General features: G+C 72.1%; 25 protein-coding genes. 6 read left to right on the forward strand and 19 right to left on the reverse strand.

Going from position 1 to position 22,562, the window contains the following annotated elements; translation table 11 throughout:
• Nucleotides 1–53: 53 nt before the first annotated feature.
• On the reverse strand, nucleotides 54–833 hold the full coding sequence (locus OG766_RS07145) for a hypothetical protein (protein ID WP_328724823.1): 780 nt from the start codon (nucleotides 831–833) through the stop codon (nucleotides 54–56).
• A complete protein-coding gene (locus tag OG766_RS07150; RefSeq protein ID WP_266375289.1) occupies nucleotides 830–2,113 on the reverse strand; it encodes a glycosyltransferase family 4 protein in 1,284 nt (427 codons plus the stop codon). Before OG766_RS07150 ends, OG766_RS07145 begins: the two co-directional genes overlap by 4 nt.
• A 313-nt stretch (nucleotides 2,114–2,426) precedes the next feature.
• On the opposite strand from OG766_RS07150, the gene OG766_RS07155 reads away from it, so the two are divergent.
• Nucleotides 2,427–3,242: a hypothetical protein gene (locus tag OG766_RS07155; protein WP_266375287.1), complete on the forward strand. Its 816-nt coding sequence runs from the start codon at nucleotides 2,427–2,429 to the stop codon at nucleotides 3,240–3,242.
• A 114-nt stretch (nucleotides 3,243–3,356) separates the two neighbouring features.
• Nucleotides 3,357–3,653 carry a hypothetical protein gene (locus OG766_RS07160; protein ID WP_328724824.1) on the forward strand — a complete coding sequence of 99 codons (297 nt, stop codon included), beginning with the start codon at nucleotides 3,357–3,359 and terminating at the stop codon, nucleotides 3,651–3,653.
• 78 nt (nucleotides 3,654–3,731) lie between these two features.
• On the opposite strand, the gene der is transcribed toward OG766_RS07160, so the two are convergent.
• The 6 genes from der to OG766_RS07190 form a co-directional block, all read right to left on the reverse strand.
• Nucleotides 3,732–5,180: a ribosome biogenesis GTPase Der gene (gene der, locus OG766_RS07165; RefSeq protein ID WP_266375283.1), complete on the reverse strand. Its 1,449-nt coding sequence runs from the start codon at nucleotides 5,178–5,180 to the stop codon at nucleotides 3,732–3,734.
• Between the two features lie 78 nt (nucleotides 5,181–5,258).
• Nucleotides 5,259–5,846, reverse strand: a complete 588-nt coding sequence (locus OG766_RS07170; protein ID WP_266378172.1) for a lysophospholipid acyltransferase family protein — start codon at nucleotides 5,844–5,846, stop codon at nucleotides 5,259–5,261.
• A 53-nt stretch (nucleotides 5,847–5,899) separates the two neighbouring features.
• Complete coding sequence (gene cmk / locus OG766_RS07175; RefSeq protein WP_266375281.1) at nucleotides 5,900–6,589, reverse strand: (d)CMP kinase; 690 nt, start codon at nucleotides 6,587–6,589, stop codon at nucleotides 5,900–5,902.
• 162 nt (nucleotides 6,590–6,751) lie between these two features.
• Nucleotides 6,752–7,837, reverse strand: a complete 1,086-nt coding sequence (locus OG766_RS07180; protein WP_328724826.1) for a prephenate dehydrogenase — start codon at nucleotides 7,835–7,837, stop codon at nucleotides 6,752–6,754.
• Nucleotides 7,834–8,196, reverse strand: a complete 363-nt coding sequence (gene aroH, locus OG766_RS07185; RefSeq protein ID WP_266375277.1) for a chorismate mutase — start codon at nucleotides 8,194–8,196, stop codon at nucleotides 7,834–7,836. Before aroH ends, OG766_RS07180 begins: the two co-directional genes overlap by 4 nt.
• A 174-nt stretch (nucleotides 8,197–8,370) precedes the next feature.
• Nucleotides 8,371–8,808, reverse strand: coding sequence for a YidB family protein (locus OG766_RS07190; protein WP_266375275.1), 438 nt, complete (start codon nucleotides 8,806–8,808; stop codon nucleotides 8,371–8,373).
• A 163-nt stretch (nucleotides 8,809–8,971) separates the two neighbouring features.
• Between OG766_RS07190 and OG766_RS07195 the strand changes: the two genes are divergently transcribed.
• From OG766_RS07195 to OG766_RS07210, 4 genes are read left to right on the forward strand one after another with little or no spacing between them, the layout of a single operon-like run.
• Nucleotides 8,972–9,670: a hypothetical protein gene (locus OG766_RS07195; protein ID WP_266375273.1), complete on the forward strand. Its 699-nt coding sequence runs from the start codon at nucleotides 8,972–8,974 to the stop codon at nucleotides 9,668–9,670.
• Nucleotides 9,671–9,690: 20 nt separating this feature from the next.
• Nucleotides 9,691–10,287, forward strand: a complete 597-nt coding sequence (locus OG766_RS07200; RefSeq protein WP_266375271.1) for a DUF6529 family protein — start codon at nucleotides 9,691–9,693, stop codon at nucleotides 10,285–10,287.
• The gene (locus tag OG766_RS07205) at nucleotides 10,284–10,781 is read left to right on the forward strand and encodes a Rieske (2Fe-2S) protein (protein ID WP_266375269.1); all 498 of its coding nucleotides are present in this window, start codon (nucleotides 10,284–10,286) and stop codon (nucleotides 10,779–10,781) included. The genes OG766_RS07200 and OG766_RS07205 overlap by 4 nt, the downstream gene beginning before the upstream one ends.
• Nucleotides 10,782–10,835: 54 nt before the next feature.
• A complete protein-coding gene (locus OG766_RS07210) occupies nucleotides 10,836–11,588 on the forward strand; it encodes a nucleotidyltransferase domain-containing protein (RefSeq protein ID WP_266375267.1) in 753 nt (250 codons plus the stop codon).
• On the opposite strand, the gene OG766_RS07215 is transcribed toward OG766_RS07210, so the two are convergent.
• The 11 genes from OG766_RS07215 to ald form a co-directional block, all read right to left on the reverse strand.
• Entirely contained in the window at nucleotides 11,505–12,269 is a 765-nt protein-coding gene (locus OG766_RS07215; protein WP_328724828.1) for a nucleotidyltransferase domain-containing protein, read from the reverse strand. The genes OG766_RS07210 and OG766_RS07215 overlap by 84 nt on opposite strands.
• Nucleotides 12,270–12,272: 3 nt before the next feature.
• Nucleotides 12,273–13,313, reverse strand: coding sequence for an ADP-ribosylglycohydrolase family protein (locus tag OG766_RS07220; RefSeq protein ID WP_266375263.1), 1,041 nt, complete (start codon nucleotides 13,311–13,313; stop codon nucleotides 12,273–12,275).
• On the reverse strand, nucleotides 13,310–14,188 hold the full coding sequence (locus tag OG766_RS07225) for an NUDIX hydrolase (protein ID WP_328724830.1): 879 nt from the start codon (nucleotides 14,186–14,188) through the stop codon (nucleotides 13,310–13,312). The genes OG766_RS07220 and OG766_RS07225 overlap by 4 nt, the downstream gene beginning before the upstream one ends.
• Nucleotides 14,185–15,264, reverse strand: a complete 1,080-nt coding sequence (locus OG766_RS07230; protein WP_266375259.1) for an AAA family ATPase — start codon at nucleotides 15,262–15,264, stop codon at nucleotides 14,185–14,187. Before OG766_RS07230 ends, OG766_RS07225 begins: the two co-directional genes overlap by 4 nt.
• Nucleotides 15,261–15,914 (reverse strand): nicotinamide riboside transporter PnuC, encoded by a 654-nt coding sequence (gene pnuC / locus OG766_RS07235; protein WP_328724832.1) that lies wholly within the window; start codon nucleotides 15,912–15,914, stop codon nucleotides 15,261–15,263. Before pnuC ends, OG766_RS07230 begins: the two co-directional genes overlap by 4 nt.
• 128 nt (nucleotides 15,915–16,042) lie before the next feature.
• Nucleotides 16,043–17,119 carry a pseudouridine synthase gene (locus OG766_RS07240; RefSeq protein ID WP_266375255.1) on the reverse strand — a complete coding sequence of 359 codons (1,077 nt, stop codon included), beginning with the start codon at nucleotides 17,117–17,119 and terminating at the stop codon, nucleotides 16,043–16,045.
• Nucleotides 17,119–17,691, reverse strand: coding sequence for an SMC-Scp complex subunit ScpB (gene scpB / locus OG766_RS07245; RefSeq protein ID WP_328727442.1), 573 nt, complete (start codon nucleotides 17,689–17,691; stop codon nucleotides 17,119–17,121). The genes OG766_RS07240 and scpB overlap by 1 nt, the downstream gene beginning before the upstream one ends.
• A 44-nt stretch (nucleotides 17,692–17,735) precedes the next feature.
• A complete protein-coding gene (locus OG766_RS07250; RefSeq protein WP_328724833.1) occupies nucleotides 17,736–19,199 on the reverse strand; it encodes a segregation/condensation protein A in 1,464 nt (487 codons plus the stop codon).
• A gap of 44 nt (nucleotides 19,200–19,243) precedes the next feature.
• A complete protein-coding gene (locus tag OG766_RS07255; RefSeq protein ID WP_266375249.1) occupies nucleotides 19,244–19,846 on the reverse strand; it encodes a hypothetical protein in 603 nt (200 codons plus the stop codon).
• On the reverse strand, nucleotides 19,831–20,970 hold the full coding sequence (locus OG766_RS07260; protein WP_385472328.1) for a ParA family protein: 1,140 nt from the start codon (nucleotides 20,968–20,970) through the stop codon (nucleotides 19,831–19,833). Before OG766_RS07260 ends, OG766_RS07255 begins: the two co-directional genes overlap by 16 nt.
• Nucleotides 20,971–21,385: 415 nt before the next feature.
• Nucleotides 21,386–22,501 carry an alanine dehydrogenase gene (gene ald, locus OG766_RS07265; protein WP_266378168.1) on the reverse strand — a complete coding sequence of 372 codons (1,116 nt, stop codon included), beginning with the start codon at nucleotides 22,499–22,501 and terminating at the stop codon, nucleotides 21,386–21,388.
• Between the last annotated feature and the right edge of the window lie 61 nt (nucleotides 22,502–22,562).

The raw sequence follows: 22,562 nt of genomic DNA on the forward strand, positions 1-22,562 counted from the left end.
CGGCGAGTCTGCCAGCCGTTGCGGACAGCTGCTGTCCGCGGAAGCGGGCTGGATCAGGCCGTCGGAGTCATGCGCACGCAGAGGTCGTTGGCCGCCGTGTAGCAGGGCGCCGCCCGATAGCCCTCCGCCGTGTGGGCCGGGTAGACGTAGACGCCGCTCCTGTCCCACACGTCGTCGAGGACGCGGGAGATCCGTACCGCCTCCGCGCCCTTCGCGGGACGCAGCCACAGCGTCCACAACTGCTCCTTCCCGACGGGCTGTTCGGCGAGCACCTCGTAGGGGAGCGTGAAGGCGAAGCCGCCGCCCTCGGTGGTCACCGGCACCTGGTGGACGGTGCCGCCCAGCCGGGCCTCGGCCACGGCCCCTTCGCCGGGCACCGCGCCGTACAGCACGCCCTCGACCGTGCAGGCGCCCGGCTCGAAGCCGATGTCACCGGCCTCGGCGTGCGGTTCGCGCAACCAGCAGCGCACCGCGAGCCGCCCGTCCGCCGTCGGACAGGGCACCCGCACCGCGACCCGGCCGGCCTCCGGCACCCGGCCCAGCAGCGCCCGCAGGTCGCGGATGCCCGGCTCGATCGCGACGCCGTCGTCCGTGTACGCGTCCCAGTACCCCTCCGCCAGCTCGACCGTGCTGGGCAGCACGGCCCGCGAGTGCTCCCCGCCGGCCGGGGTGAGCGGCAGCCGTACGGTGTCCCCGGCGCCGGTGCCGCCGCGCCTGCGCAGCACGAACGCCGCGGCCGGCGCCGCGATCCCCGCCATGTCGAAGGTGATGCCGCCAGCGGAGTCGGCGATGCAGTCGGCACGCGGCGTCCGCCGCCCGGTGGGCGTGGTCATGCCGTCTTCCCCTTCCGGATCACTTCGGCTGCCTTGTACCGCACGGAGTAGGCGCCGTCGAGCACCGCGCCGCGCGAGCGGTGCATCGCGTCCCGCAGCGCGCCGCGGGAGCGGCAGCCCGTGCCCCGGGCGAGCAGTTCGGTGAAGAGTGCTTCGTGGCGTTCGGCGATCCGTGCCGGATCGAAGCGCTCGGACGCCTCCAGGGCAGCCGCTCCGGCGCGCCGCCGCTGCTCGTCGTCGTTGATCAGAGCGAGCAGCGCGTCGGCGACGGCGTCCTCGTCACCGACCGGCACCAGCCGTCCGTCGACGCCGTCCTGGATGATCTCGCGGGGGCCGTGCGGGCAGTCGGTGGAGACGACCGGGAGGCCGCAGCGCATCGCCTCGACGATCGTCATGCCGAAGGACTCGATGTTCGAGGTGACCGCGGCGAGCGAGCCCTTGACCCATTCCGGCTCCAGCGGATTGGCCGGTCCCATCAGGAAGACGTGGTTGTGCAGCCCGCGCTGTTCGATCAGCGCCAGCAGCGCGTTGCGTTCGTTGCCGGTCGCGTCGCCGCTGCCGTAGATCCGCAGCCGCCAGTCGGGACGGGCGGCGACGACCTTCGAGAAGGCCTTGACCAGCAGGTCGTACCGCTTGACCTTGGTGAGCCGGCCGGCCGCGACGACCCACTTGCTGTCGGCGTCGGCCGGGGCCACGGTCGGCGCGGGCACGCTGTTGGGCACGGCCACGATCCGTACGCCGGGCAGCTTCAGCCGTGTGCGGTAGGACTGGGCATCGGCCTCGGTGACGGTGGTGACGGCGTCCAGCAGGGCGTACCGGTGGCCGATCTCGCGGCGCAGCCGGTAGCCGTGGCCGTCCAGGGTGAGGTGCTCCTGGCCGACCCGGACCGGGCCGCGGCGGGCCTGGCGGGCGATGTGGACGTTGAGCCCGGGGCGGGTGCCGACGACCACATCGGCCTCCAGGGACCTGAGGTGGGCGGCGATCCGGGCGTCGGTGAGGCGGTTGTACTGCTTCCAGCGGCCGTCGCCGCGCGGGAACACCTTCGCGGGCCGGGTGTAGTCGGGGGCGGTGCCGTCGTAGGTGGGGCTGCCGCTGCGCAGATCCAGCAGGTGACGCATGGTCACGCCCGCCGGCGCGCCCAGTGTCGGCTCCTCACGGTGCCGGAAGACCGAGACGATCTCGACGTCGTGCCGTTCGGCCAGGGTGCGGGCGAGGTTGAACGTCGTGCGGATCGTCCCACCGATTCCGTACGCGTTGTGAAGCAGGAACGAGATATGCATGCGCGGGCGCATCCCCCTGGTATTTCATTGTGGTCAGCACGGGACCTTACTGGGCGTCCGGTGCAGGTTCGTGGTCCGGGGGACGCAAGGCGAGTTCTCCGGGTTCTCCGTCATGTCCCCACTCTGGGCGATGCGCCCCCTTCCGTCCTGTCGACGGGCCGTCGGCGCACGTGATTTGTCGATGTATCGCTGTGGCGATCTGTCGGCCACATCCCGCTTCCCGCGTGACTCTTGCCCTGACTCGCCCGTTGTGCTCTTTACGAGCCGGGAACCGCCCGGCGCACCACCCCGTACCGAGTCCGAGGAGCCACCCGTGCCGCGCATGCTCGACGTCAGCGAGGACGTACGCGCCGAGATCGGCGACGAAGAAGCCGACCGGCTGCTCGCCGGCGAGAACGCCCCGGGCAGCTACGACTGCACTTCCTGCCGCACCCCGGGCGACTCCGAGCAGGAACGCACGAGCACCGTGCTGTTCGTCGGCGAGGAGACCGCCGTCCTCGCCTTCGCCCACGCGAGCTGTATCCCCTCCCAGGTCGTCCAGGTCGCCGAGGAGCAGCTGAAGGGCGCCGTCCGCTCCATCACCGGCGAGTCCCCGGCCGCCGCCCCGCCGCCGGCCGCCCACGCCGGCCCCTCGGCGTCGGTCCCGGCGCCCGAGCAGGCCGTGCTCGGTGTGACGAGCGGTCTGGTCCTCATCGGGGACGAGCTGCATCCCGCGCTCGTCGTCGAGCCGACCGCCCCGATCGCCCGCCCCGGCACGACCGGTGACGGCGGCGACGACTTCCTGCCGCTGCTGATCGAGCAGGGCTTCCTGCCGGTGTCCACGGTCGACCAGCTGCCCCCGTCCCTGAACGGCTGGTCGGTGCTGCTCGCCATGGGCCAGCTGCACGCCGTGCTCCAGCCGGGTACGGGCGGCGCCGGCCAGGTCGCCTGGTGGCAGGCCCATCAGCCGCTTCAGGTCACGGACGGCTGGCGCACCGCCGCGAACAGGTCGCACCGGGTGCTGGTGTTCGCCGCCCCGGTCGGTTCCATCGGCCAGCAGCCGCGTGAGGACCTGCTGCGCGACGCCCTCGACAAGGCCGCGGCGAACGGACGCCTGGTGGCCGCGATGATGCCGCTCGCGGGCACCTGACCCCCGGTCCCGCCGCGGCCGGAGCCCGGGTGGTGTGCGCCCCCGTACCCCTGCCGAACTGCGATTTCCCGGGCGGGGCCGCATCCGACGGGCATCGGGGTCGTTGGCTCATATGTGCACACAGACGACCCCACCTCCCGGCCGTACGAGGGCCGGACCGCTTCGGCCACTCCGATCTACGACGCGCTGTACTCCGAGTACCTGAGGGCGTTCCGGGCACTGCCCGGGGACCGGAGCGGCGAGGAGGACCTCGGCTTCAAGGGATTCGGTGTCGGCCTGGACGCCGGCCACACCGGCTTCCGGTCCAGGGTCGGCCGGCATTCGAGCGCCTGGCAGGCAGGGATCCGGCAGGGGGGCGGTCAACATCGTCTCCCCGCCGCCCTGCCGCCCGCTCCCCGCAGGGGGCTGTGAGGGCGGTGACACGGCGAAGCGGCCGGGACGGTATCCGTCCCGGCCGCTTCGCCGTGTCCGCGTCGCCGCTGCGCGCCGTTACTTCTTCTTCCCGCGCTTCTCGCGCACCCGCACGGAGATGTGGATCGGGGTGCCCTCGAATCCGAACTCCTCACGCAGCCGGCGCTCGACGAAGCGGCGGTAGCCGTGCTCCAGGAAGCCGGAGGCGAAGAGGACGAAGCGCGGCGGCTTCGTACCCGCCTGCGTACCGAACAGGATCCGGGGCTGCTTTCCGCCGCGGATCGGGTGCGGATGGGCGGCGACCAGCTCGCCGAGGAAGGCGTTGAGACGGCCGGTGGGAACGCGGGTCTCCCAGCCCTCCAGGGCCGTCTCGATCGCGGGGACCAGCTTCTCCATGTGCCGGCCGGTCGAGGCCGAGACATTCACCCGGGGCGCCCAGGAGACCTGCTGCATCTCGGTCTCGATCTCGCGCTCCAGGTAGTAGCGGCGCTCCTCGTCGAGGGTGTCCCACTTGTTGTACGCGATGACGAGCGCACGGCCCGCCTCGACGGCCATCGTGATGATCCGCTGGTCCTGGACGGAGATGGACTCGCTGGTGTCGATCAGTACGACGGCGACCTCGGCCTTCTCGACGGCGGCCGCGGTGCGCAGCGAGGCGTAGTAGTCCGCGCCCTCCTGGAGGTGGACCTTCTTGCGGATACCCGCGGTGTCCACGAACTTCCAGGTGGTACCGCCGAGTTCGATGAGCTCGTCGACGGGGTCGCGGGTGGTGCCCGCCATCTCGTTGACGACGACGCGCTCCTCGCCCGCCACCTTGTTCAGCAGGGACGACTTGCCGACGTTCGGGCGGCCGATGAGGGCGATGCGGCGCGGGCCGCCGCCGGCGGTGCCGAAGGTCTGGGCGGGGGCGTCGGGGAGGGCCTCGAGGACCTGGTCGAGCAGGTCGCCGGTGCCCCGGCCGTGCAGCGCGGACACCGGGTACGGCTCGCCGAGACCGAGGGACCAGAGCATGGCGGCGTCGGCCTCGGCGGAGGGGCCGTCGACCTTGTTGGCCGCGAGCACGACGGGCTTCCCCGCGCGGCGCAGCAGCTTCACGACGGCCTCGTCCGTGTCGGTGGCGCCGACGGTGGCGTCCACGACGAAGACGACCGCGTCGGCGGCCTCGATGGCGAACTCGGCCTGGGCGGCGACGGAGGCGTCGATACCGAGGACGTCCTGCTCCCAGCCGCCGGTGTCGACGACCTTGAAGCGGCGGCCTGCCCACTCGGCCTCGTAGGTGACCCGGTCACGGGTGACCCCGGGCTTGTCCTCGACGACGGCCTCACGGCGGCCGATGAAGCGGTTCACCAGGGTCGACTTGCCGACGTTCGGACGGCCGACGACGGCGAGAACGGGCAGCGGGCCGTGGCCGGCCTCCTCGATCGCGCCCTCGACGTCCTCGGGGTCGAACCCCTCCTCCGCGGCGAGCTCCATGAACTCCGCGTACTCGGTGTCGCCGAGTGCCCCGTGGTCGTGCTGGTCGTTCATGAAGTCCGTTCCTCGTTCATTCGTGGTCGGTGAGCCGGGACGGGCCAAAGGGCCCGGGGCTCACTACTGAAGTCTCGCTCAGCGCCCGGTGAGACGCCTGGCGTTTTCCAGGTGGGCGGTGAGCCGCTCCTGGATGCGTACCGTCGCCTCGTCGAGCGCCTTGCGGGTACGCAGGCCGCTGCCGTCACCGGCCGCGAAGGGATCGCCGAAGACGATGTCGACGCGGCTGCGCAGCGGGGGCAGCGCCCGTATCAACCGTCCGGTCCGCTCGCTGCTTCCCAGGACGGCGACCGGGAGGATCGGCGCCCCGGAGCGCACCGCGAAGTACGCGAGCCCGGCGCGGATCGAGGAGAAGTCGCCTCCGCCCCGCGTGCCCTCGGGGAAGATCCCGAGCACGCCGCCGTCCTCCAGGACGCCGAGGGCGCTGGTGACGGCGGCGCGGTCGGCGCTCGTACGGTCCACCTTGAGCTGCCCGATCCCGGTGAGGAAGGGGTCGAGCGGGCCGATGAACGCCTCTTTCTTGATCAGGAAGTGCACCGGCCTGGGCGCGGTGCCCATCAGCATCGGGCCGTCGATGTTGTGCGCGTGGTTGACGGCGAGGATGACCGGCCCGGTCGCGGGAACCCGCCAGGCTCCCAGCACCCGCGGCCGCCACAGGGTGTTCATGAGGCCGATGCCGATCGCCCGGCCGACGGCTGCGCCCTTCGCGGACGGTGCGGTCACTTCGCGGCCCGCTTCTCCTCAACGAGAGCGACGACACACTCGATGACCTGCGAAAGCGTGAGCTCGGTGGTGTCGACCTCGACGGCGTCGTCCGCCTTGGCGAGCGGGGAGGTCTTGCGGCCGGCGTCGGCGGCGTCCCGCTTGACCAGCGCTTCGCGGGTGGCGGCGAGGTCGGTCGCCTCCTTGCCCTTCAGCTCACCGCTGCGGCGGGCCGCCCGGGCCTCCGGGGAGGCGGTCAGGAAGATCTTCAGGTCGGCGCCGGGGAGAACGGTCGTCCCGATGTCACGGCCCTCGACCACGATGCCCTTCGCGACCTTCGCGGCGGCCGAGGCGATGGTCCGCTGCAGCTCGGTGATCCGGGCGCGCACCTCCGGGACCGCGCTGACGGCGCTCACCTTGGAGGTCACCTCCTGGGTGCGGATCGGGCCGGAGGCGTCCAGACCGTCGACGGTGATCGTCGGGGCCGCCGGGTCCGTGCCGGACTCGATCACCGGCTTCCCGGAGGCGCTCGCGATCGCGGCGGGGTCGTCGACGTCGATGCCGTTGCTGATCATCCACCAGGTGATCGCGCGGTACTGGGCGCCGGTGTCCAGGTAGCTCAGGCCCAGCTCTGCGGCGACCGCCTTGGAGGTGCTCGACTTGCCCGTGCCGGAGGGGCCGTCGATGGCGACGATCACGGATTCCACGGTGTCGGAGACCTTCCTGATACGCGTTTGCGGGCAGGCGGGAATGCCAGGGTGCCCCGCACAAGGTTACCGACTGCGCGCCCCTGCTTTTCCCGGGGCTCCGTCCGGTGATCGGGGGGAGCCCCGGGACGGGGCCGGGAAGGCGCCGGAACGGACCCGGGGCTACTGGCGCAGCGCCCAGCCCCGCTCGCGCAGCGCCGCGGACAGGACCGCCGCGGCCGCGGGCTCCACCATGAGCTGGACCAGACCCGCCTGCTGGCCGGTGGCGTGCTCGATACGGACGTCCTCGATGTTGACGCTCGCACGGCCCGCGTCCGCGAAGATGCGGGCGAGCTCGCCGGGCTGGTCGCTGATGAGGACGGCGACCGTCTCGTACGTCGTCGGGGCGGCGCCGTGCTTGCCGGGGACGCGCTCGCGGCCGGCGTTGCCGCGGCGCAGGACGTCCTCGACGCCGCCCGCGCCGTCGCGGCGTTTGTCCTCGTCGGAGGACTGCAGGGCCCGTAGCGCGCGGACCGTCTCGTCGAGGTCGGCGGCGACGCCCGCGAGGACGTCGGCGACAGGCCCCGGGTTCGCGGAGAGGATGTCGATCCACATCCCGGGGTCGGAGGCCGCGATGCGCGTGACGTCCCGGATGCCCTGCCCGCAGAGCCGTACCGCCGTCTCGTCCGCGTCCGCGAGCCGTGCCGCGACCATGGACGAGATCAGCTGCGGGGTGTGGGAGACCAGCGCGACGGCCCGGTCGTGGGCGTCGGCGTCCATCACGACCGGGACCGCGCGGCAGAGCGCGACCAGCTCCAGCGCCAGGTTCAGCACCTCGGTGTCGGTGTCGCGGGTCGGGGTGAGCACCCACGGCCGGCCCTCGAAGAGATCCGCGGTCGCGGCGAGCGGGCCCGAGCGCTCCTTGCCGGACATGGGGTGCGTACCGATGTACGAGGACATGTCGACGCCGAGCGCTTCCAGCTCACGCCGCGGGCCGCCCTTGACGCTGGCCACGTCGAGGTAGCCGCGTGCGGTCCCGGCGCGCATCACCTCGGCGAGCGCGGCGGGTACGTGCGCGGGCGGCACGGCGACGATGGCGAGATCGACGGGGCCCTCCGGCGCCTCGTCCGAGCCGGCGCCGAGCGCGGCGGCGGTCCTCGCCCGGGCCGGGTCGTGGTCCCTGAGGTGCACGGTGACGCCTCGCCCGGCGAGCGCCAGGGCGGCGGACGTACCGATCAGTCCGGTTCCGATGACGAGAGCGGTTCTCACTGGGCGATGTCCTTGCGAAGGGCGGCCGCGGCACCGAGGTACACGTGCGCGATCTCGGACTTGGGCAGGTCCGACTCGATGTGCGCGAGGATGCGCACGACCCGCGGCATGGCTCCCGCGATGTCGAGTTCCTGGGCGCAGATGAGCGGTACGTCGACGATGCCGAGACCGCGTGCCGCGGCGGCCGGGAAGTCGCTGTGCAGATCCGGGGTGGCGGTGAACCAGACGCTGATCAGGTCGTCCGCCGTGAGCCCGTTCCGCTCCAGGATGGCGGTGAGCAGCTCACTGACCTGATCGTCCATGTGCCCGGCGTCGTCGCGGTCCAGCTGGACGGCTCCCCGGACGGCTCGTACCGCCACGTCGTGCTCCTCCTCGACTGTGGGAACGCTCTCGACCGTGCGAACGCTCCGACTGCTCGGGTCAGCCTAGGGGGCGTCCGGGCACACCGGCGCGGCGGCCGCCCTCCGGGACACGAGGTGACGCGAGGTCACACGGGGGCCGGCCGCCGCGCTTCGGCTGGGGGGTCCGCGCGATCAGACCCGCTGCTGCCGGATGATGTCCTCCAGCGAACCGCCCTGCGGGAGCTGGCCCGAGGGGGTCAGCTTGTCGACGGCCTGCGGCAGGGACCGGGCGATCTGGTCAGCCGCCTGCTGCGGCGTCACGCCGGTCTGCTGGGCGACCTTGTCGAGGGTCTCGTTCGGCAGCGCCTCGGCGATCTGCCCGCCGCTGACCGGCTCGTTCTGTCCGGTGCCGATCCAGGACTGCGCCTGGTCCGCGAGGCCGGACTTGGTGAGCATGTCCATCAGGCCGCCGAGCGGATTGCCGGCGCCACCGGCCTGGCCGCCGCCCTGTCCGCCGGCGAGCGCGCCGAGGAGTGCTCCCAGGATGTTGCCGCCGGAGGAGCCGCCCTGGCCGTTGCCGCTGCCGCCGAGGAGGCTGCCCAGAAGACTGCCGAGATCGTTTCCCGCCATGGTCCTGCCTTTCGCCTGTGAGGAAGGGGGAATCACGGTCAATGTCGCCCACACCGGGCACTGCCGCCACTCGGGCTACTACGGACCGTTGCTCAGGTGGACACAGCGCGTCACGTCGGATTGCATGGAGGTCCATGGCCCGCCGTCCTCGCGGGAGGCGCCGATGAAGCGCGCAGGACCACTGATCACCCTGATCACCGGGCTGGTGGTCGGCCTGTTCATGCTGTCGCTGAACGCGACGACCGGTAAGCCCGCGCCCTCGTCGTACGGCCGTGCGACGCCCAGCCCGGCCGCGAGCCCCACCGCGCCCCGGCCTCCCAGTCCCGCGCCGAGCAAGCCCGCGACACCGACGGCGAATCCCCGCATCCCCGCGGTCCCCTCGCCGTCCCCGAGTCCGGTCCCGGACGCCAGGTACGCGGGCCGCACGGCCGACGACACCGCCTCCGTCGCCATCACCCTGCGCAAGGGCAGGGCGGTGGCCTACTTCTGCGACGGCCACACCCGGGAAGCGTGGCTGCGCGGTGCCGTCGAAGGCGACGGCAGCATGCATCTGACGGGCCGGGGCGGCTCGAAGCTCGACGGCGCCGTGAGCGGGGGGCAGGTCACCGGGACGGTGGTGGTCGAGGACCGCAGCTCGCCGTTCACCGCCGCCGAGGCGGGCGGACGGGCGGGGGTCTACCGCGCCACGGCCCAGGTCCGCGGCACCAAGGTGGTCGGCGGCTGGATCGTCCTCCAGAACGGCCGCCAGGTCGGCATCGTCAACCGTGGCGGCAAGCCGGCCGCGGCTCCCCCGATCGACCCCGCCACCGGCCGGGTCGAGGTGGACGGCACCCCGCTGACCGCCGCCCCCGTCGTCCCCTGAGCGTCCCTGCGAGGTGCGTCATGAGCGTGGACCCGAACGCGCAGACACAGGACCCCCCGTCCCCTCCGCCGAGCGGCGGGAGCCTCGGGGACGCGGCCCGCTATCTCGTCCCGGTGCTGGTCGGGGCGGCGGTCGCGGTGGTCCTCGGGGTGTACGGCAGGTTCCACGAACCGGCGGGTACGGCCTTCAACCTCGCCGGCTTCAGCAGTACGAGCGCGGTGAAGTCCTGGCTGGCGACGGCGGCGCTCGCCTTCGGCGTCGTGCAGGTCGTCGCGGCCCTCGCGATGTACGGACGGCTGCCGGGGGTACCCGCCGCCGCCTGGACCCCCGTGCTGCACCGCTGGTCGGGCCGGGTGGCGTTCCTGCTCGCGGTGCCGGTTGCCGTGCACTGCCTCTACGGGCTGGGCTATCAGACGTACAGCGCACGGGCGGCATGGCACTCGCTGATCGGCTGCTTCTTCTTCGGCGCGTTCAGCGTGAAGATGTTGCTGCTGCGCATGGAGCGGCTGCCCGGGTGGCTGCTGCCGGTGGCCGGCGGCGTCGTTTTCGCCGCGCTCGCCGTCCTGTGGCTCACCTCGGCTCTCTGGTTCTTCCGCACCTTCGGAGTGACGACATGAGTGACGGCGTGCACGACGCCGTGACGGACCGGCCGGATGCGGAGCGCGGCGTCGCCCGCCGTACCGTCGTGCTCGCGGGCGCCGGTGCGCTGGTGGTGACGGCGGCCGGCTGCACCGAGTACGGCGACGAGGGCGGCGGCGACGGCACACGGAGCACTCCGCCCGCGCGGGAGCAGTCCGGGAGCGCGCGGCCGCCCGCGGCCGGCGGGCGCCCGCTCGGCACCACCGCGGAGGTGCCGGAAGGCGGCGGCAAGGTCTTCACGGCCGAGAAGGTCGTGGTGACCCAGCCGGTGCGGGGCGACTTCAAGGCGTTCACCGCGGTCTGCACCCATCAGGGCTGCCTGGTCGACAAGGTCGAGGACGGCACCATCGACTGCCCCTGCCACGGCAGCAGGTTCCGGATCGAGGACGGGGCGGTGGCGCAGGGCCCGGCCCGGCGTCCACTGGCCGCGGAGCGGATCACCGTGTCCGGGGACGAGATCCGGCTGACATAGACCAGGTCGGTCGGGGCGGCCGGGGTCGTCAGGGCGGTCACGTAGCCTGCGCGCATGACTCCCGAAGGCCTGGTGCGCGACCACACGATCTACTCCTGCGTAATGGGTTCCCGGGCCTTCGGACTGGCGACGGACGGCAGTGACACGGACCGCCGCGGGGTCTTTCTCGCACCGACCCCGCTGTACTGGCGCTTCGAGAAGCCCCCGACCCATGTGGAGGGCCCCGCACAGGAGCAGTTCTCCTGGGAGCTGGAACGCTTCTGCGAGCTGGCACTGCGCGCCAATCCGAACATCCTGGAGTGCCTGCACTCCCCGCTCGTCGAGCGCGTCGACGACACCGGCCGTGAACTGCTGGCCCTGCGCGAGGCGTTCCTGTCCCGGCAGGCCCATGCGACGTTCGCCCGCTACGCCATGGGCCAGCGCCGCAAGCTGGACGCGGACGTACGGCAGCACGGCGCGCCCCGCTGGAAGCACGCGATGCACCTCCTGCGGCTGCTGGCGAGCTGCCGCGACCTGCTGCGCACGGGCCGGCTCGTGATCGACGTCGGCGACGACCGCGAGCGGCTGCTCGCGGTCAAGCGCGGCGAGGTCGCCTGGCGGGAGGTCGAGTCCTGGATGTCCCGCCTGTCCGAGGAGGCCGCAGACGCGGCCCTGAGGACTCCGCTCCCGGCCGAGCCGGACCGGGCACGGGTCGAGGACTTCCTCGTACGCGTACGACGCGCCTCAGCGCATCGACCGGGTCAGCCGGGTGCGTACGACGAAGTCGTGGAGGGCGTCGTGCGCGGCGGTGGGCGCGTCGGCCAGTGAGGACTGCGCCTGCGCCTCGTCCAGCGCGCGGTGCAGCGCTTCCACCTCGGCACGCACGGCCTCACCGTCGACACCCGCGGGCGCGTGCTCGGCCTGCGTCTTCGCCTCGATCAGCTCGGGCAGCCGGGCGGGTGCCGCCACCTCGCCCAGCAGCGTGGGCAGATCGGCCACCACCTCGCCGGAGCGCATCAGGTGGATGCCGGTGAGCAGCGCCCGGTAGGTGTAGAGCAGCGGCTTGAGTTCACCGGTCTTCTCGAACAGCCGCCACTGGGTGCCCGCGAATCCGCGGTAGTGGTGGGCGTGGTGTGTGGTCACCACACCGGGCGCGAGTGCGACCAGTTCCCGGTGGGCCTCCGAGGTGTGGGCCACGAGCGGCGAGAGCAGCTGCTCCAGCACATAGCCGTTGCGCCGCAGCATCAGCCGGACGAACTTCCGCAGGTCGTGGGTGACGAGGTCCATCTCGACCCCGTCCCTGACCCACATCAGGGACCGGGTCTCCTCCGGCTCGCGCAGCCCGACCAGCTCCTCCACCGGCAGCAGATGGACACCGCGCAGATCCACGTCCGAGTCGCGGGAGGGAAAGCCGTAGAGGTGCGCGCCGGAGACCGTGGCGAAGAGCAGGGGATGGGGCTGCTCCGCGACCACGGGGGCGAGTTCGGCGGGGTGGAGGGCCAGTGTCATGGCTCAAGCGTCCCAGAGCGCGCCCAGTGTGAGCAGTTCGCTCCGGTACTCGATCCGTTCCGCCCACTCCTTGGGCCAGGCCCGTGCGCCGAGGTGCGCGCCCGCGAACGCGCCCGCGAGGCAGGCGATCGAGTCGGAGTCGCCGCGGGTGCAGGCGGCGCGGCGCAGGGCGAGGAGGGGCTGTTCGGGGAAGAGCAGGAAGCAGTGGAGGGCGGTCGCCAGGGCCTCCTCCGCGATCCAGCCGTCGCCGGTGGCGAGGCACGGGTCGGCCTCGGCGTCCGCCTCGCGCAGGGCGGAGGCGAGCCGTTCCAGAACCGCGAGGCACTCGTCCCAGCCGCGTTCGATGAAGGCCTCGGGGGTCGCGTCCTGCGCGTAGGTCCAGAGGTCGCCGAGCCAGAGGTGCTGGTAGCGGGAGCGGTTCTCGTACGCGTACGACCGCAGCCGGCCGACGAGTCCGGCCGGCTCCGTGCCGCGCGCCAGCAGGTACACCGCGCGCGCGGTCAGGTCGGAGGCGGCCAGCGCGGTCGGGTGACCGTGGGTGAGCGCGGCCTGGAGCTGGGCGGCGCCGGAGCGCTGTCCGTCGCTGAGGCCGGGGACGAGGCCGACGGGCGCGACGCGCATGTTGGCGCCGCAGCCCTTGGAGGCCGTCTGGCTGGCCTCCTGCCAGGGCATGTCGCTGTCGAGCTTGTGACAGGCGACCATGCAGGTGCGGCCGGGCGCGCGGTTGTTGTCCGGGGAGTGGAACCAGTCCACGAACTCCTCGCGCACGGGCCGGGTGAGGCCCAGCGGGGCGAGCAGCCCCCGGTCCATCGCGGTGCGGATGCCGCGCGCGAGGGCCAGGGTCATCTGGGTGTCGTCGCTGACGATCGCGGGCTTCGGCAGGGCCATCTCGCGCCAGGGCCCGCACGTGGCGAGGATCGCCGGCACGTCGTTGAACTCGGTGGGGAAGCCGAGCGCGTCACCGAGTGCCAGTCCGGTCAGGGTGCCGGTGGCCGCCTGCTTGGTGGCGGTCCTCGTGCCGGCCCTGTCGGTCGTGTCCGTCATGTCGTGTGCCGTCCTTCCGGTCGCAGCAAGGGAGGATGCAGGGCGTTCGCCGGCCCCGCCCGGTAGAGCGCGGCCGGCTTTCCCCGGCCGCCGGTCAGGCGCGCTCCTCCTTGGACGGCCTCGACGAAGCCGGGTGTGGTGAGGACCTTGCGCCGGAAATTGGGGCGGTCCAGTTCGACGCCCCAGACGGTCTCGTACACCTGCCGCAGCTCGCCGAGGGTGAACTCGGCCGGGCAGAAGGCGGTGGCGAGGCCGGTGTACTCGAGCTTGGCGCCGATGCGGTCGTGGGCGTCGGCGAGGATGCGGTCGTGGTCGAAGGCGAGTCGGCCCTGACTGTCGTGGGGCACCCACCGGGCGTGCGCGGCGTCACCTCCGCCGTGCGGTTCGGGCAGGTCCGGGACGAGCGCGGTGTACGCGACGGACACGACCCGCATACGGGGGTCCCGGTCGGGGTCGCTGTACGTGCGCAGCTGTTCGAGGTGGAGCGCGGCGGCGGTGTCCGCCGACAGACCGGTCTCCTCGGCGAGTTCACGGCGGGCGGCCTGGCCCGCGGACTCCCGGGGCAGGATGAAGCCGCCGGGGAGCGCCCAGGCTCCCTTGTACGGGTCCTGTCCGCGCTCGATGAGCAGAACGTGCAGCGTGCCGTCGCGGACGGTGAAGACCGCGAGGTCGACGGTGACGGCGAAGGGCGGGAAGGCCCGCGGGTCGTATCCCTCCACGCTCGCCGGATCCGTGCTCGCCGGACCCGTGCTCGCCGGACCCGTACGCGTCGCCCCCGCGCCTGTGGGACCCGTGCTCGCCGGACCCGTACGTGTGGAACCCGTGTCCGCGGGGCCCGTGTTCGCCTGCTCCTCGTTCGTGGGCTCCATGGTCATCGGCGCTCCGGAAGCGGATCAGCGAAGGCCCAGCCCTCCGCGAGGAGCGCGTCGACGGCTGCGACGGCCGTGGCCAGCCGCTCCTCGTGCGGCCCGGTCACGGTGATGAACTTCCGCCCGGTGCGGGCGAGCTGCGCGGCGAAGCGCGCGGTCATCCAGGGCCGCAGCTGCTCGCCGTCGCGCAGCCCGTCGTCCTCGAACGGCACGCCGTGGTGGTCGGTGAGCAGCCACAGGTCGCCGCGGCCGCGGGCGGCGATCATGGCGACCTCGTCGCTGGGCGCGCCCATGTACCGCTCGTGCCAGATGGTGGTCGCGAAGGCGTCGGTGTCGCAGATCAGCACCGGGGAGCCGGTGCGTGCGGCGGAGTCCTCGCGCTCGGCCTGCCGGCGGGCGATCAGTGGGAAGTCGTCGCTGCTGAAGCGCACGTCGGACCAGGTCGCACCGGGCCGTTCGGCGCGCAGCGCGGCGAGCTTCCGCTCGCTGAACTCCCTTCCGTACTCGGGCACGCAGGCCGTGCGGGACCAGACTCCGCCGCGGGCGCGATAGTGCCCGGCGAGGGCGGTGGCCAGGGTGGTGGTGCCGGTCGACTCGGCACCGAGGACGACCACGCGCCGGGCGAGCGCGGCGCGTACGGGCGGTTCGAGGAAGTCCCAGCAGCCGACGGGGTCCTTGCGTACGGCCGTGCCGGAGACGGGGAAGACCGTACGGTTCAGGTCGACGCAGACGGAGTCGGCGCGGAAGCGGCGGGCGAGTTCGTCCCCGTATGCCTCGGACGTGAAGACGGCGTCCACGCGCCGGGGGACGGCGGCGCGGAACACGGCCATGTGCGCGTCCCACACGGCCGGGTCGGTCAGATCGACGGGTATGTCGTCGATGGCGCCGACGACCCGGACGTCCGGGTGCACCTCGCTCATCCACGCCATGCGCTCGTCGAGCGGGATCGACTCGACGGACGCGGCGCAGACGAGGACGGTGAGCCGGTCGCAGCGGTCGCGCGCGGTGCGTACGAGGTGGTGGTGGCCCGCGTGCGGCGGATAGAACTTGCCGAGGACGAGCCCGTGCCGGTAGCGCCTCATGCCGGCACCTCCACCAACCGCGACTGCCGCACGGTGAGTTCCCGGGTCCAGCCCCTCAGCCCGAGCACGCACAGCGTCATGAACCCGAGGTAGAGCAGCGAGGTGAGGTAGAGCTCCTTGTACGCGTACAGCGGTACGTAGACGACGTCCGCCGCGATCCACAGCCACCAGGACTCCAGCCGCTTGCGGCACTGTCCGTAGGTGGCCGTCAGGGAGAGCGCGGTGGTCAGCGCGTCCCAGAAGGGGACGGTCGAGTCGGTGGCGCGGTCGAGGAGCAGCGTCAGCCCGAGTGTCCCCACCGCCCCCGCCGTGAGCAGCCACGTCCACTCGGTGCGCGTGGTGCGGCGCACCGGGAGGGCGTCGGAGCCTGGTCCACCCCCGTGGGTCCAGGCCCACCAGCCGTACCCGGCGAGGGCGATGAAGACGACCTGCAGCCCCGCGTCGGCGTACAGGCCGGCCTGGGTGAACAGCAGGACGAAGAACACGTTGTTGGCGATGCCGAGGGGCCAGTTGGCGATGTGCTGCCGGGCGACGAGCCATACGCAGAGCGCCCCGCTGCCGAAGCCGAGGACCTCGGTCCAGCTGACCGGTGTGCCGAGCAGCGTGAACAGCGGCAGCTGCAGTGGTCCGAGTACGTCCGCGAGGTCCACGCCCACCCCTTCCCTTTAGAGTCACTCTGACTATAAAGGCGGAGAGGGTGGCTCGACAAGCACGAAAAAGCCCGCGGCCGTCCGAAGACGGCCGCGGGCTCACGGGAGTTACGGGGTTGCGGACACCCCTAGAGACCGACTTCCCTCATCAGCATGCCGACCTCGGTGTTCGTCAGCCGGCGCAGCCAGCCCGACTTCTGGTCGCCGAGCGCGATCGGACCGAAGGAGGTCCGCACGAGCTTCTCGACCGGGAAACCGGCCTCGGCGAGCATGCGGCGCACGATGTGCTTGCGGCCCTCGTGCAGGGTGACCTCGACCAGGTAGTTCTTGCCGGTCTGCTCGACGACCCGGAAGTGGTCGGCGCGGGCGTAGCCGTCCTCCAGCGGGATGCCGTCCTTGAGGCGCTTGCCGACCTCACGCGGGAGGGGACCCTGGATGGCGGCGAGGTAGGTCTTCTGCACGCCGTACTTGGGGTGGGTGAGGCGGTGCGCCAGCTCACCGTGGTTGGTGAGCAGGATGATGCCCTCGGTCTCGGTGTCGAGCCGGCCGACGTGGAAGAGACGGGTCTCACGGTTGGTGACGTAGTCGCCGAGGCACTGGCGGCCGTCCGGGTCCTCCATGGTGGAGACGACTCCGGCGGGCTTGTTCAGCGCGAAGAACAGATACGACTGGGTGGCCACCGTCAGGCCGTCGACCTTGATCTCGTCGTGCTCCGGGTCCACCCGGACGCCCTGCTCGATGACGATCTTGCCGTTGACCTCGACCCGGCCGGCGTCGATCAGCTCCTCGCACGCCCGGCGCGATCCCATGCCGGCGCGGGCGAGCACCTTCTGCAGCCGCTCGCCCTCCTGCTCGGCACCCGGGAAGGTCTTCGGCGTCTTGATCACCGGCTTGTTCGCGTACCGCTCGCGGTTGCGCTCCTCGGTACGGGCGTCGTACTCACGGGAGCGGGCCGGGGCGGTGCGGCCGCGGCCGCCGCCCTGCGAGGACTGCTTCGGGGACTGCTTGGGACCGCCCTTGGCACCGCCGCGGGCGGCCGCGCCACGGCCCTTCTTCGGCCCCTCGGAGGAACCGGACGTACCTCCCACGTCGTAGCGGCGCTCCTCGGGACGGGGCTTGCCCGCGCGCTTCTGCTTGTCGTCGCGCTCGTTACCGGCACCCCGGTAGTTGCCGCGTCCGCTGCTGTTCCTGCCGCTGCTTCGCATCAAAGTTCCGTCGTCGTCTTGTCGTCGTCGTCTGTGTCCGGAGCGTCCGGATCGAACGACGGAACCCCTTCCTGGGTCTCGGCCTCGATCGCTTCCGCCTCGGGGAGGAACGGCGCGAGCTCCGGGAGCTCGTCCAGACCGCGCAGGCCCATCCGCTCCAGAAAGTAGTTCGTCGTCCTGTACAGGATCGCACCTGTTTCGGGTTCCGCGCCCGCCTCCTCGACCAGACCGCGCTGGAGGAGGGTGCGCATGACGCCGTCGCAGTTCACTCCGCGCACCGCGGAGACCCGGGAACGGCTGACCGGCTGACGGTACGCGACCACGGCGAGGGTCTCCAGCGCCGCCTGTGTGAGCCGGGCCTGCTGGCCGTCGAGGACGAAGCGCTCGACGGCGGTGGCATGCTCGGGACGGGTGTAGAACCGCCAGCCGCCGGCGACGAGACGGAGCTCGAAGCCGCGGCCCTGGACGGTGTACTCGTCGGCCAGCTCGCGCAGGGCGTCGGAGACGGCGCGGCGGGGCTGCTCCAGGACCTTCGCGAGGTGCTCCTCGGTGGCCGGCTCGTCGACGACCATGAGGACGGCTTCGAGGGCGGGCTTGAGGGCGGGATCGAGGGCGCTCACGCCTTCTCCTCTGCGGTCTCGGGGGCGGTCTCGGGTGCGGTCTCGGGGGGTCGGTCGAATTCATCGGTGACGTGCGCGACGGCATCGCCCGCGGCCCAGGTGACCATGAGCTCCCCCAGGGCTTCCTCCTGTTCGAGGGCGACGGCCTTCTCGCGGTAGAGCTCCAGCAGCGCGAGGAAGCGGGCGACGACGGTGAGGGTGTCGCCGACGCCCTCGGTCAGCTCGCGGAAGCTGACCGTCCCGCGCTCGCGGAGCATGCCCACGACCAGCTCGGCCTGCTCCCTCACGCTCACCAGGGGCGCGTGGATGTGGTCCACGTACACCTGGGGCTTCGGCTTGGGCTGCATGGCCTTGACGGCGAGCCTGGCGAAGCCCTCGGCGCCGATGCTGATGACGACCTCGGGGAGCAGCTCGGCGTGATGGTCCTCGAGGCCGACGGTACGGGGGTAGCGCCGGGCCTCCTCGTCGAGCCTGCGGCTGAAGATCTCCGCGATCTGCTTGTACGCGCGGTACTGGAGCAGCCGCGCGAAGAGGAGGTCCCGCGCTTCGAGCAGCGCGAGGTCCGCCTCGTCCTCCACCTCGGCGGCGGGCAGCAGCCGGGCCGCCTTGAGGTCGAGCAGGGTCGCGGCGACGACGAGGAACTCGGTGGTCTGGTCGAGGTCCCAGTCGGGTCCCATGGCGCGGATGTACGTCATGAACTCGTCGGTGACCTTGGAGAGGGCGACCTCGGTGACGTCGAGCTTGTGCTTCGAGATCAGCTGCAGCAGCAGATCGAAGGGCCCCTCGAAGTTGGCGAGCCGCACGGTGAAACGACCGTCGTCGCCCTCCGCCGCGCCGCCGGTGGGCGTGGAAGGCTCGCCCGACGGGGCTTCGGACGGGGCTTCGGACGGGGCTTCGGACGGGGCTTCGGACGGGGCCTCGGACGGCCCAGGGAGGGCCCCGCCCCCGGGCGGAGGTACATCCACCACCAGGGCCGGTGCGAAGCCGGGAGGCGCCGCCTCGGGCGCGTCAGGACGGGCCGTGGCCGGGGCGTCCGGGTCCGCCGACGGCACGGGCGATGCCGCATCCGTCCGCACGAAGCCGGGAGCAGGCGCCGCCTCAGGTGCTTCGGGACGACCCGTATCCAAGGGGTCCGGGTCCGCCCACGGCGCGGACGGAGGTACATCCACGACGAAGGCCGGTACGGAGCCGGGGTCCGCCGACGGCGCGGGCGGGGGCACTTCCGCCGCAGGGGGCGGGACGGCGTCGCCGAGGGTCCGCTCTGTGGTGTCCACGGTGTCCGGAGTGTCCGTGGTGTCCGGGGCCTCTGCCGTCTCGTCGTCGCGGCCGGGCTCCTGCGGGGCCGGCTGGCGCGTGGGTGCCGCCCCCGGGCCGCGGCCCAGGGCGCGGCGGGGCGAGCGCGGCGCGGCGGGGAGGTCCCCGGCCGGAGGCTCGGGGCGGGCAGGGTCGGTCGGCGGCATCGTGGTCCAGGGAACGGAAGGAACGTCGCGCGCAGGCTACCCCGTCAGCGACCGCGCAGGCGCCGCACCAGGATGCTCGCGTCGCCCCTGGACTCCAGGTCCGCGAGGACGACCGCCACCGCTTCGCGGACGATACGGCCGCGGTCGACGGCCAGCCCGTGCTCGCCGCGGAGCACCAGCCGAGCGTGCTCGAGGTCCATCAGTTCCTCGGCCGAGACATAGACCGTGATCTTCTCGTCGTGCCGTTCCCGCCCACTGGGCCTGCGGCCGGACGCGCGGCCCCGGCGGCGCGGCGCGCCGGCCTCCTGCGGACGGCGGCCCTTCGCTCCGGCCGCGGCCTGAGCAGCCGCGGCCGACTGTTCGTTGTCCGCCGCACGGCTCCGCGGCTCGCCGGCCTCCGCCTCCCCGGCCGAGGAGTGCTCCTCGGAGGCGGGGGCAGGGGCCGGAGCCGCAGCGGGCGCCGCGGACGAGGACGGCGACGAGGGCGACTGCGCCTCGACCGGGTCGCTCTCCCCCGCCGGCGCCGGGACCCGCGCCTCGCCGTTCGCCCCGGTCGCGCCCCGCCGCGGGGACGACGACTGCAGCGCCGTGCCCCCGGTCGTACGGAACAGTTCGTCGGCCCCGGGCAGACTCACTCGGCGTGACACCGGGCGAGCACCTCCCTGGCGAGCTGGCGATAGGCGGCGGCGCCGACGGAGTTGGACGCGTACGTCGTGATGGGCTCACCGGCGACCGTGGTCTCCGGGAAGCGCACCGTGCGCCCGATGACCGTGTGGTAGACGTGGTCGTCGAACGCCTCGACCACCCGCGCCAGCACCTCACGGCTGTGCACCGTGCGCGAGTCGTACATCGTGGCGAGGATGCCGTCGAGCTCCAGGTCGGGGTTGAGCCGCTCCTGGACCTTCTCGATCGTCTCGGTCAGCAGCGCGACACCGCGCAGCGCGAAGAACTCGCACTCCAGCGGCACGATCACCTTGTGAGCCGCCGTCAGAGCGTTCACGGTCAGCAGACCGAGCGACGGCTGACAGTCGATCACGATGTAGTCGTAGTCGTTCATCAGCGGCTTCAGGGCACGCTGCAGCGTCGACTCGCGCGCGACCTCGCTCACCAACTGCACTTCCGCGGCCGAGAGGTCGATGTTGCTCGGCAGCAGGTCCATGTTGGGCACGGCGGTCTTCAGCAGGACCTCGTCCGCCGACATGCCCCGCTCCATGAGCAGGTTGTAGACGGTGAGGTCGAGCTCCATCGGGTTCACGCCGAGACCGACCGACAGGGCACCCTGCGGGTCGAAGTCGACGAGCAGCACCCGGCGTCCGTATTCGGCGAGGGCGGCACCCAGGTTGATGGTCGACGTCGTCTTGCCCACGCCGCCCTTCTGGTTGCACATCGCGATGATCTTCGCGGGGCCGTGATCGGTCAGCGGGCCGGGGATCGGGAAGTACGGCAGCGGCCGCCCGGTGGGGCCGATGCGCTCACGGCGCTGGCGGGCAGCGTCGGGCGCGAGCGTGGCCGCGTACTCCGGATCGGGCTCGTACTCGGCGTCTGGATCGTAGAAGTGCCCCTCGGGCACCTCGTCGTAGTCGGCGAAGTGGGTGGACTCTCGGCCACTCTCGTTGCCGGCCATGGCGTTCACGTGTTGGCCGTCCATCATCTTCATCGTGTGGGCTGTCGTCGTCATGTGCTGGTTTGTCGCGAAGGTACGGACAGCGACGGAGCCGACAGCTTCGAGCCCGGACGCAGGCCCCTGGCCCCGCACGGGGGGTACCTCCACGCCAACGGGGCGTAGGGGGCGCGTTCCTGCTTGACCGCCCCCGGGAGAAAATGTCGACTCATTCACAAGTCGTCTTACCTCCTTGGACGTGACCAGGAAACTTATCGATAGGTCAGCGTGGCACCATGCCGACGGTTGGCGACTCTATGGCGTGTCACCGGTCCGCAGCAACACAATCCGCCGGACCCGGCCCGATGTGTCGGCAACCGAACACCCCGCTGTCAAGGGCGCACAGCAACAGGTGCACCTGTTTCACGGGTGTGCGAAACGGTTGAAGGGTTACGTTCGAGGCGAGTTGGGCCGACGTCCCGTGATGTCCGGACACGCAGCCGGCCGGACCTTGCTCGACAAGGTCCGGCCGGTTACGTGATGTTGACGACCCCGGTTGACGGGGCGGTCGGTTGTCCGTCCCGCGTCAGCCGAGGAGGGTGCTCAGCTCGACGGAGTCGAGGCCGTGCGCCTCGGCGACCTCGGCGTAAACGACCTGGCCGTCATGGGTGTTGAGGCCCCTGGCCAGCGCGGCGTCACGGCGCAGCGCCTCGACCCAGCCGTTGTTCGCCAGCGACACGATGTAGGGCAGCGTGGCGTTGGTGAGCGCGTAGGTGGAGGTGTTCGGCACCGCGCCGGGCATGTTGGCGACGCAGTAGAAGACCGAGTTGTGGACCAGGAAGGTCGGCTCGGCGTGGGTGGTCGGACGGGAGTCCTCGAAGCAGCCGCCCTGGTCGATCGCAATGTCGACAAGGACACTTCCGGGCTTCATCCGGGAGACCAGCTCGTTGGTGACCAGCTTCGGGGCCTTCGCGCCGGGGATCAGCACCGCGCCGATGACGAGGTCGGCCTCGAGGACCGCCTTCTCCAGCTCGTAGGCGTTGGAGACGATCGTCTTGATCTTCGTGCCGAAGACCTTGTCGGCCTCACGGAGCTTGTTGATGTCCTTGTCGAGCAGGGTCACGTGGAAGCCCATGCCGATGGCGATCTGCGCGGCGTTCCAGCCGGAGACGCCACCGCCGATGACGACGGCCTCGCCGGCGTGGGTGCCCGGGACACCGCCCGGCAGCACGCCACGGCCGCCGGCCGAGCGCATCAGGTGGTAGGCGCCGACCTGCGGGGCCAGCCGGCCCGCGACCTCGGACATCGGGGCAAGCAGCGGCAGGGCGCGGTTCGGGAGCTCGACCGTCTCGTACGCGATGGCGGTGGTGCCGGACTCCAGCAGGGCGTCCGTGCACTCACGGGAGGCGGCGAGGTGCAGGTAGGTGAAGAGGGTCTGGTCCTTGCGGAGGCGGTGGTACTCCTCGGCGATGGGCTCCTTGACCTTCAGCAGCAGGTCGGCGGTGGCCCAGACCTCGTCGGCGGTGGGCAGGATCTGCGCACCGGCGCCGACGAACTCCTCGTCCGTGATCGAGGAGCCGACTCCGGCGTTGGCCTCGATGAAGACCTGGTGGCCGTGGCGCACGAGCTCGTGCACTCCGGCGGGGGTGATCGCCACCCGGAACTCGTTGTTCTTGACCTCGCGGGGGATGCCGACCTTCACGTCGATCACGGTCCTTGGCTCAGGGGGATTTCTGGTGCAGTTCCATAGTTACCCGGATGCG

Source organism: Streptomyces sp. NBC_00259, assembly GCF_036181745.1.
Classification (GTDB): Bacteria; Actinomycetota; Actinomycetes; order Streptomycetales; family Streptomycetaceae; genus Streptomyces; species Streptomyces pratisoli.

What these genes read in the sequence shown, in the direction of transcription:
- OG766_RS07145 (WP_328724823.1), bottom strand. Translation starts at nt 833, where the DNA reads ATGACCACGCCCACCGGGCGGCGGACGCCGCGTGCCGACTGCATCGCC.
- OG766_RS07150 (WP_266375289.1), bottom strand. Translation starts at nt 2,113, where the DNA reads ATGCATATCTCGTTCCTGCTTCACAACGCGTACGGAATCGGTGGGACG.
- der (WP_266375283.1), bottom strand. Translation starts at nt 5,180, where the DNA reads ATGAACGACCAGCACGACCACGGGGCACTCGGCGACACCGAGTACGCG.
- OG766_RS07170 (WP_266378172.1), bottom strand. Translation starts at nt 5,846, where the DNA reads ATGAACACCCTGTGGCGGCCGCGGGTGCTGGGAGCCTGGCGGGTTCCC.
- OG766_RS07190 (WP_266375275.1), bottom strand. Translation starts at nt 8,808, where the DNA reads ATGGCGGGAAACGATCTCGGCAGTCTTCTGGGCAGCCTCCTCGGCGGC.
- OG766_RS07195 (WP_266375273.1), top strand. Translation starts at nt 8,972, where the DNA reads ATGAAGCGCGCAGGACCACTGATCACCCTGATCACCGGGCTGGTGGTC.
- OG766_RS07200 (WP_266375271.1), top strand. Translation starts at nt 9,691, where the DNA reads ATGAGCGTGGACCCGAACGCGCAGACACAGGACCCCCCGTCCCCTCCG.
- OG766_RS07205 (WP_266375269.1), top strand. Translation starts at nt 10,284, where the DNA reads ATGAGTGACGGCGTGCACGACGCCGTGACGGACCGGCCGGATGCGGAG.
- OG766_RS07210 (WP_266375267.1), top strand. Translation starts at nt 10,836, where the DNA reads ATGACTCCCGAAGGCCTGGTGCGCGACCACACGATCTACTCCTGCGTA.
- OG766_RS07215 (WP_328724828.1), bottom strand. Translation starts at nt 12,269, where the DNA reads ATGACACTGGCCCTCCACCCCGCCGAACTCGCCCCCGTGGTCGCGGAG.
- OG766_RS07220 (WP_266375263.1), bottom strand. Translation starts at nt 13,313, where the DNA reads ATGACGGACACGACCGACAGGGCCGGCACGAGGACCGCCACCAAGCAG.
- OG766_RS07225 (WP_328724830.1), bottom strand. Translation starts at nt 14,188, where the DNA reads ATGACCATGGAGCCCACGAACGAGGAGCAGGCGAACACGGGCCCCGCG.
- OG766_RS07230 (WP_266375259.1), bottom strand. Translation starts at nt 15,264, where the DNA reads ATGAGGCGCTACCGGCACGGGCTCGTCCTCGGCAAGTTCTATCCGCCG.
- OG766_RS07240 (WP_266375255.1), bottom strand. Translation starts at nt 17,119, where the DNA reads ATGCGAAGCAGCGGCAGGAACAGCAGCGGACGCGGCAACTACCGGGGT.
- scpB (WP_328727442.1), bottom strand. Translation starts at nt 17,691, where the DNA reads ATGGTCGTCGACGAGCCGGCCACCGAGGAGCACCTCGCGAAGGTCCTG.
- OG766_RS07250 (WP_328724833.1), bottom strand. Translation starts at nt 19,199, where the DNA reads ATGCCGCCGACCGACCCTGCCCGCCCCGAGCCTCCGGCCGGGGACCTC.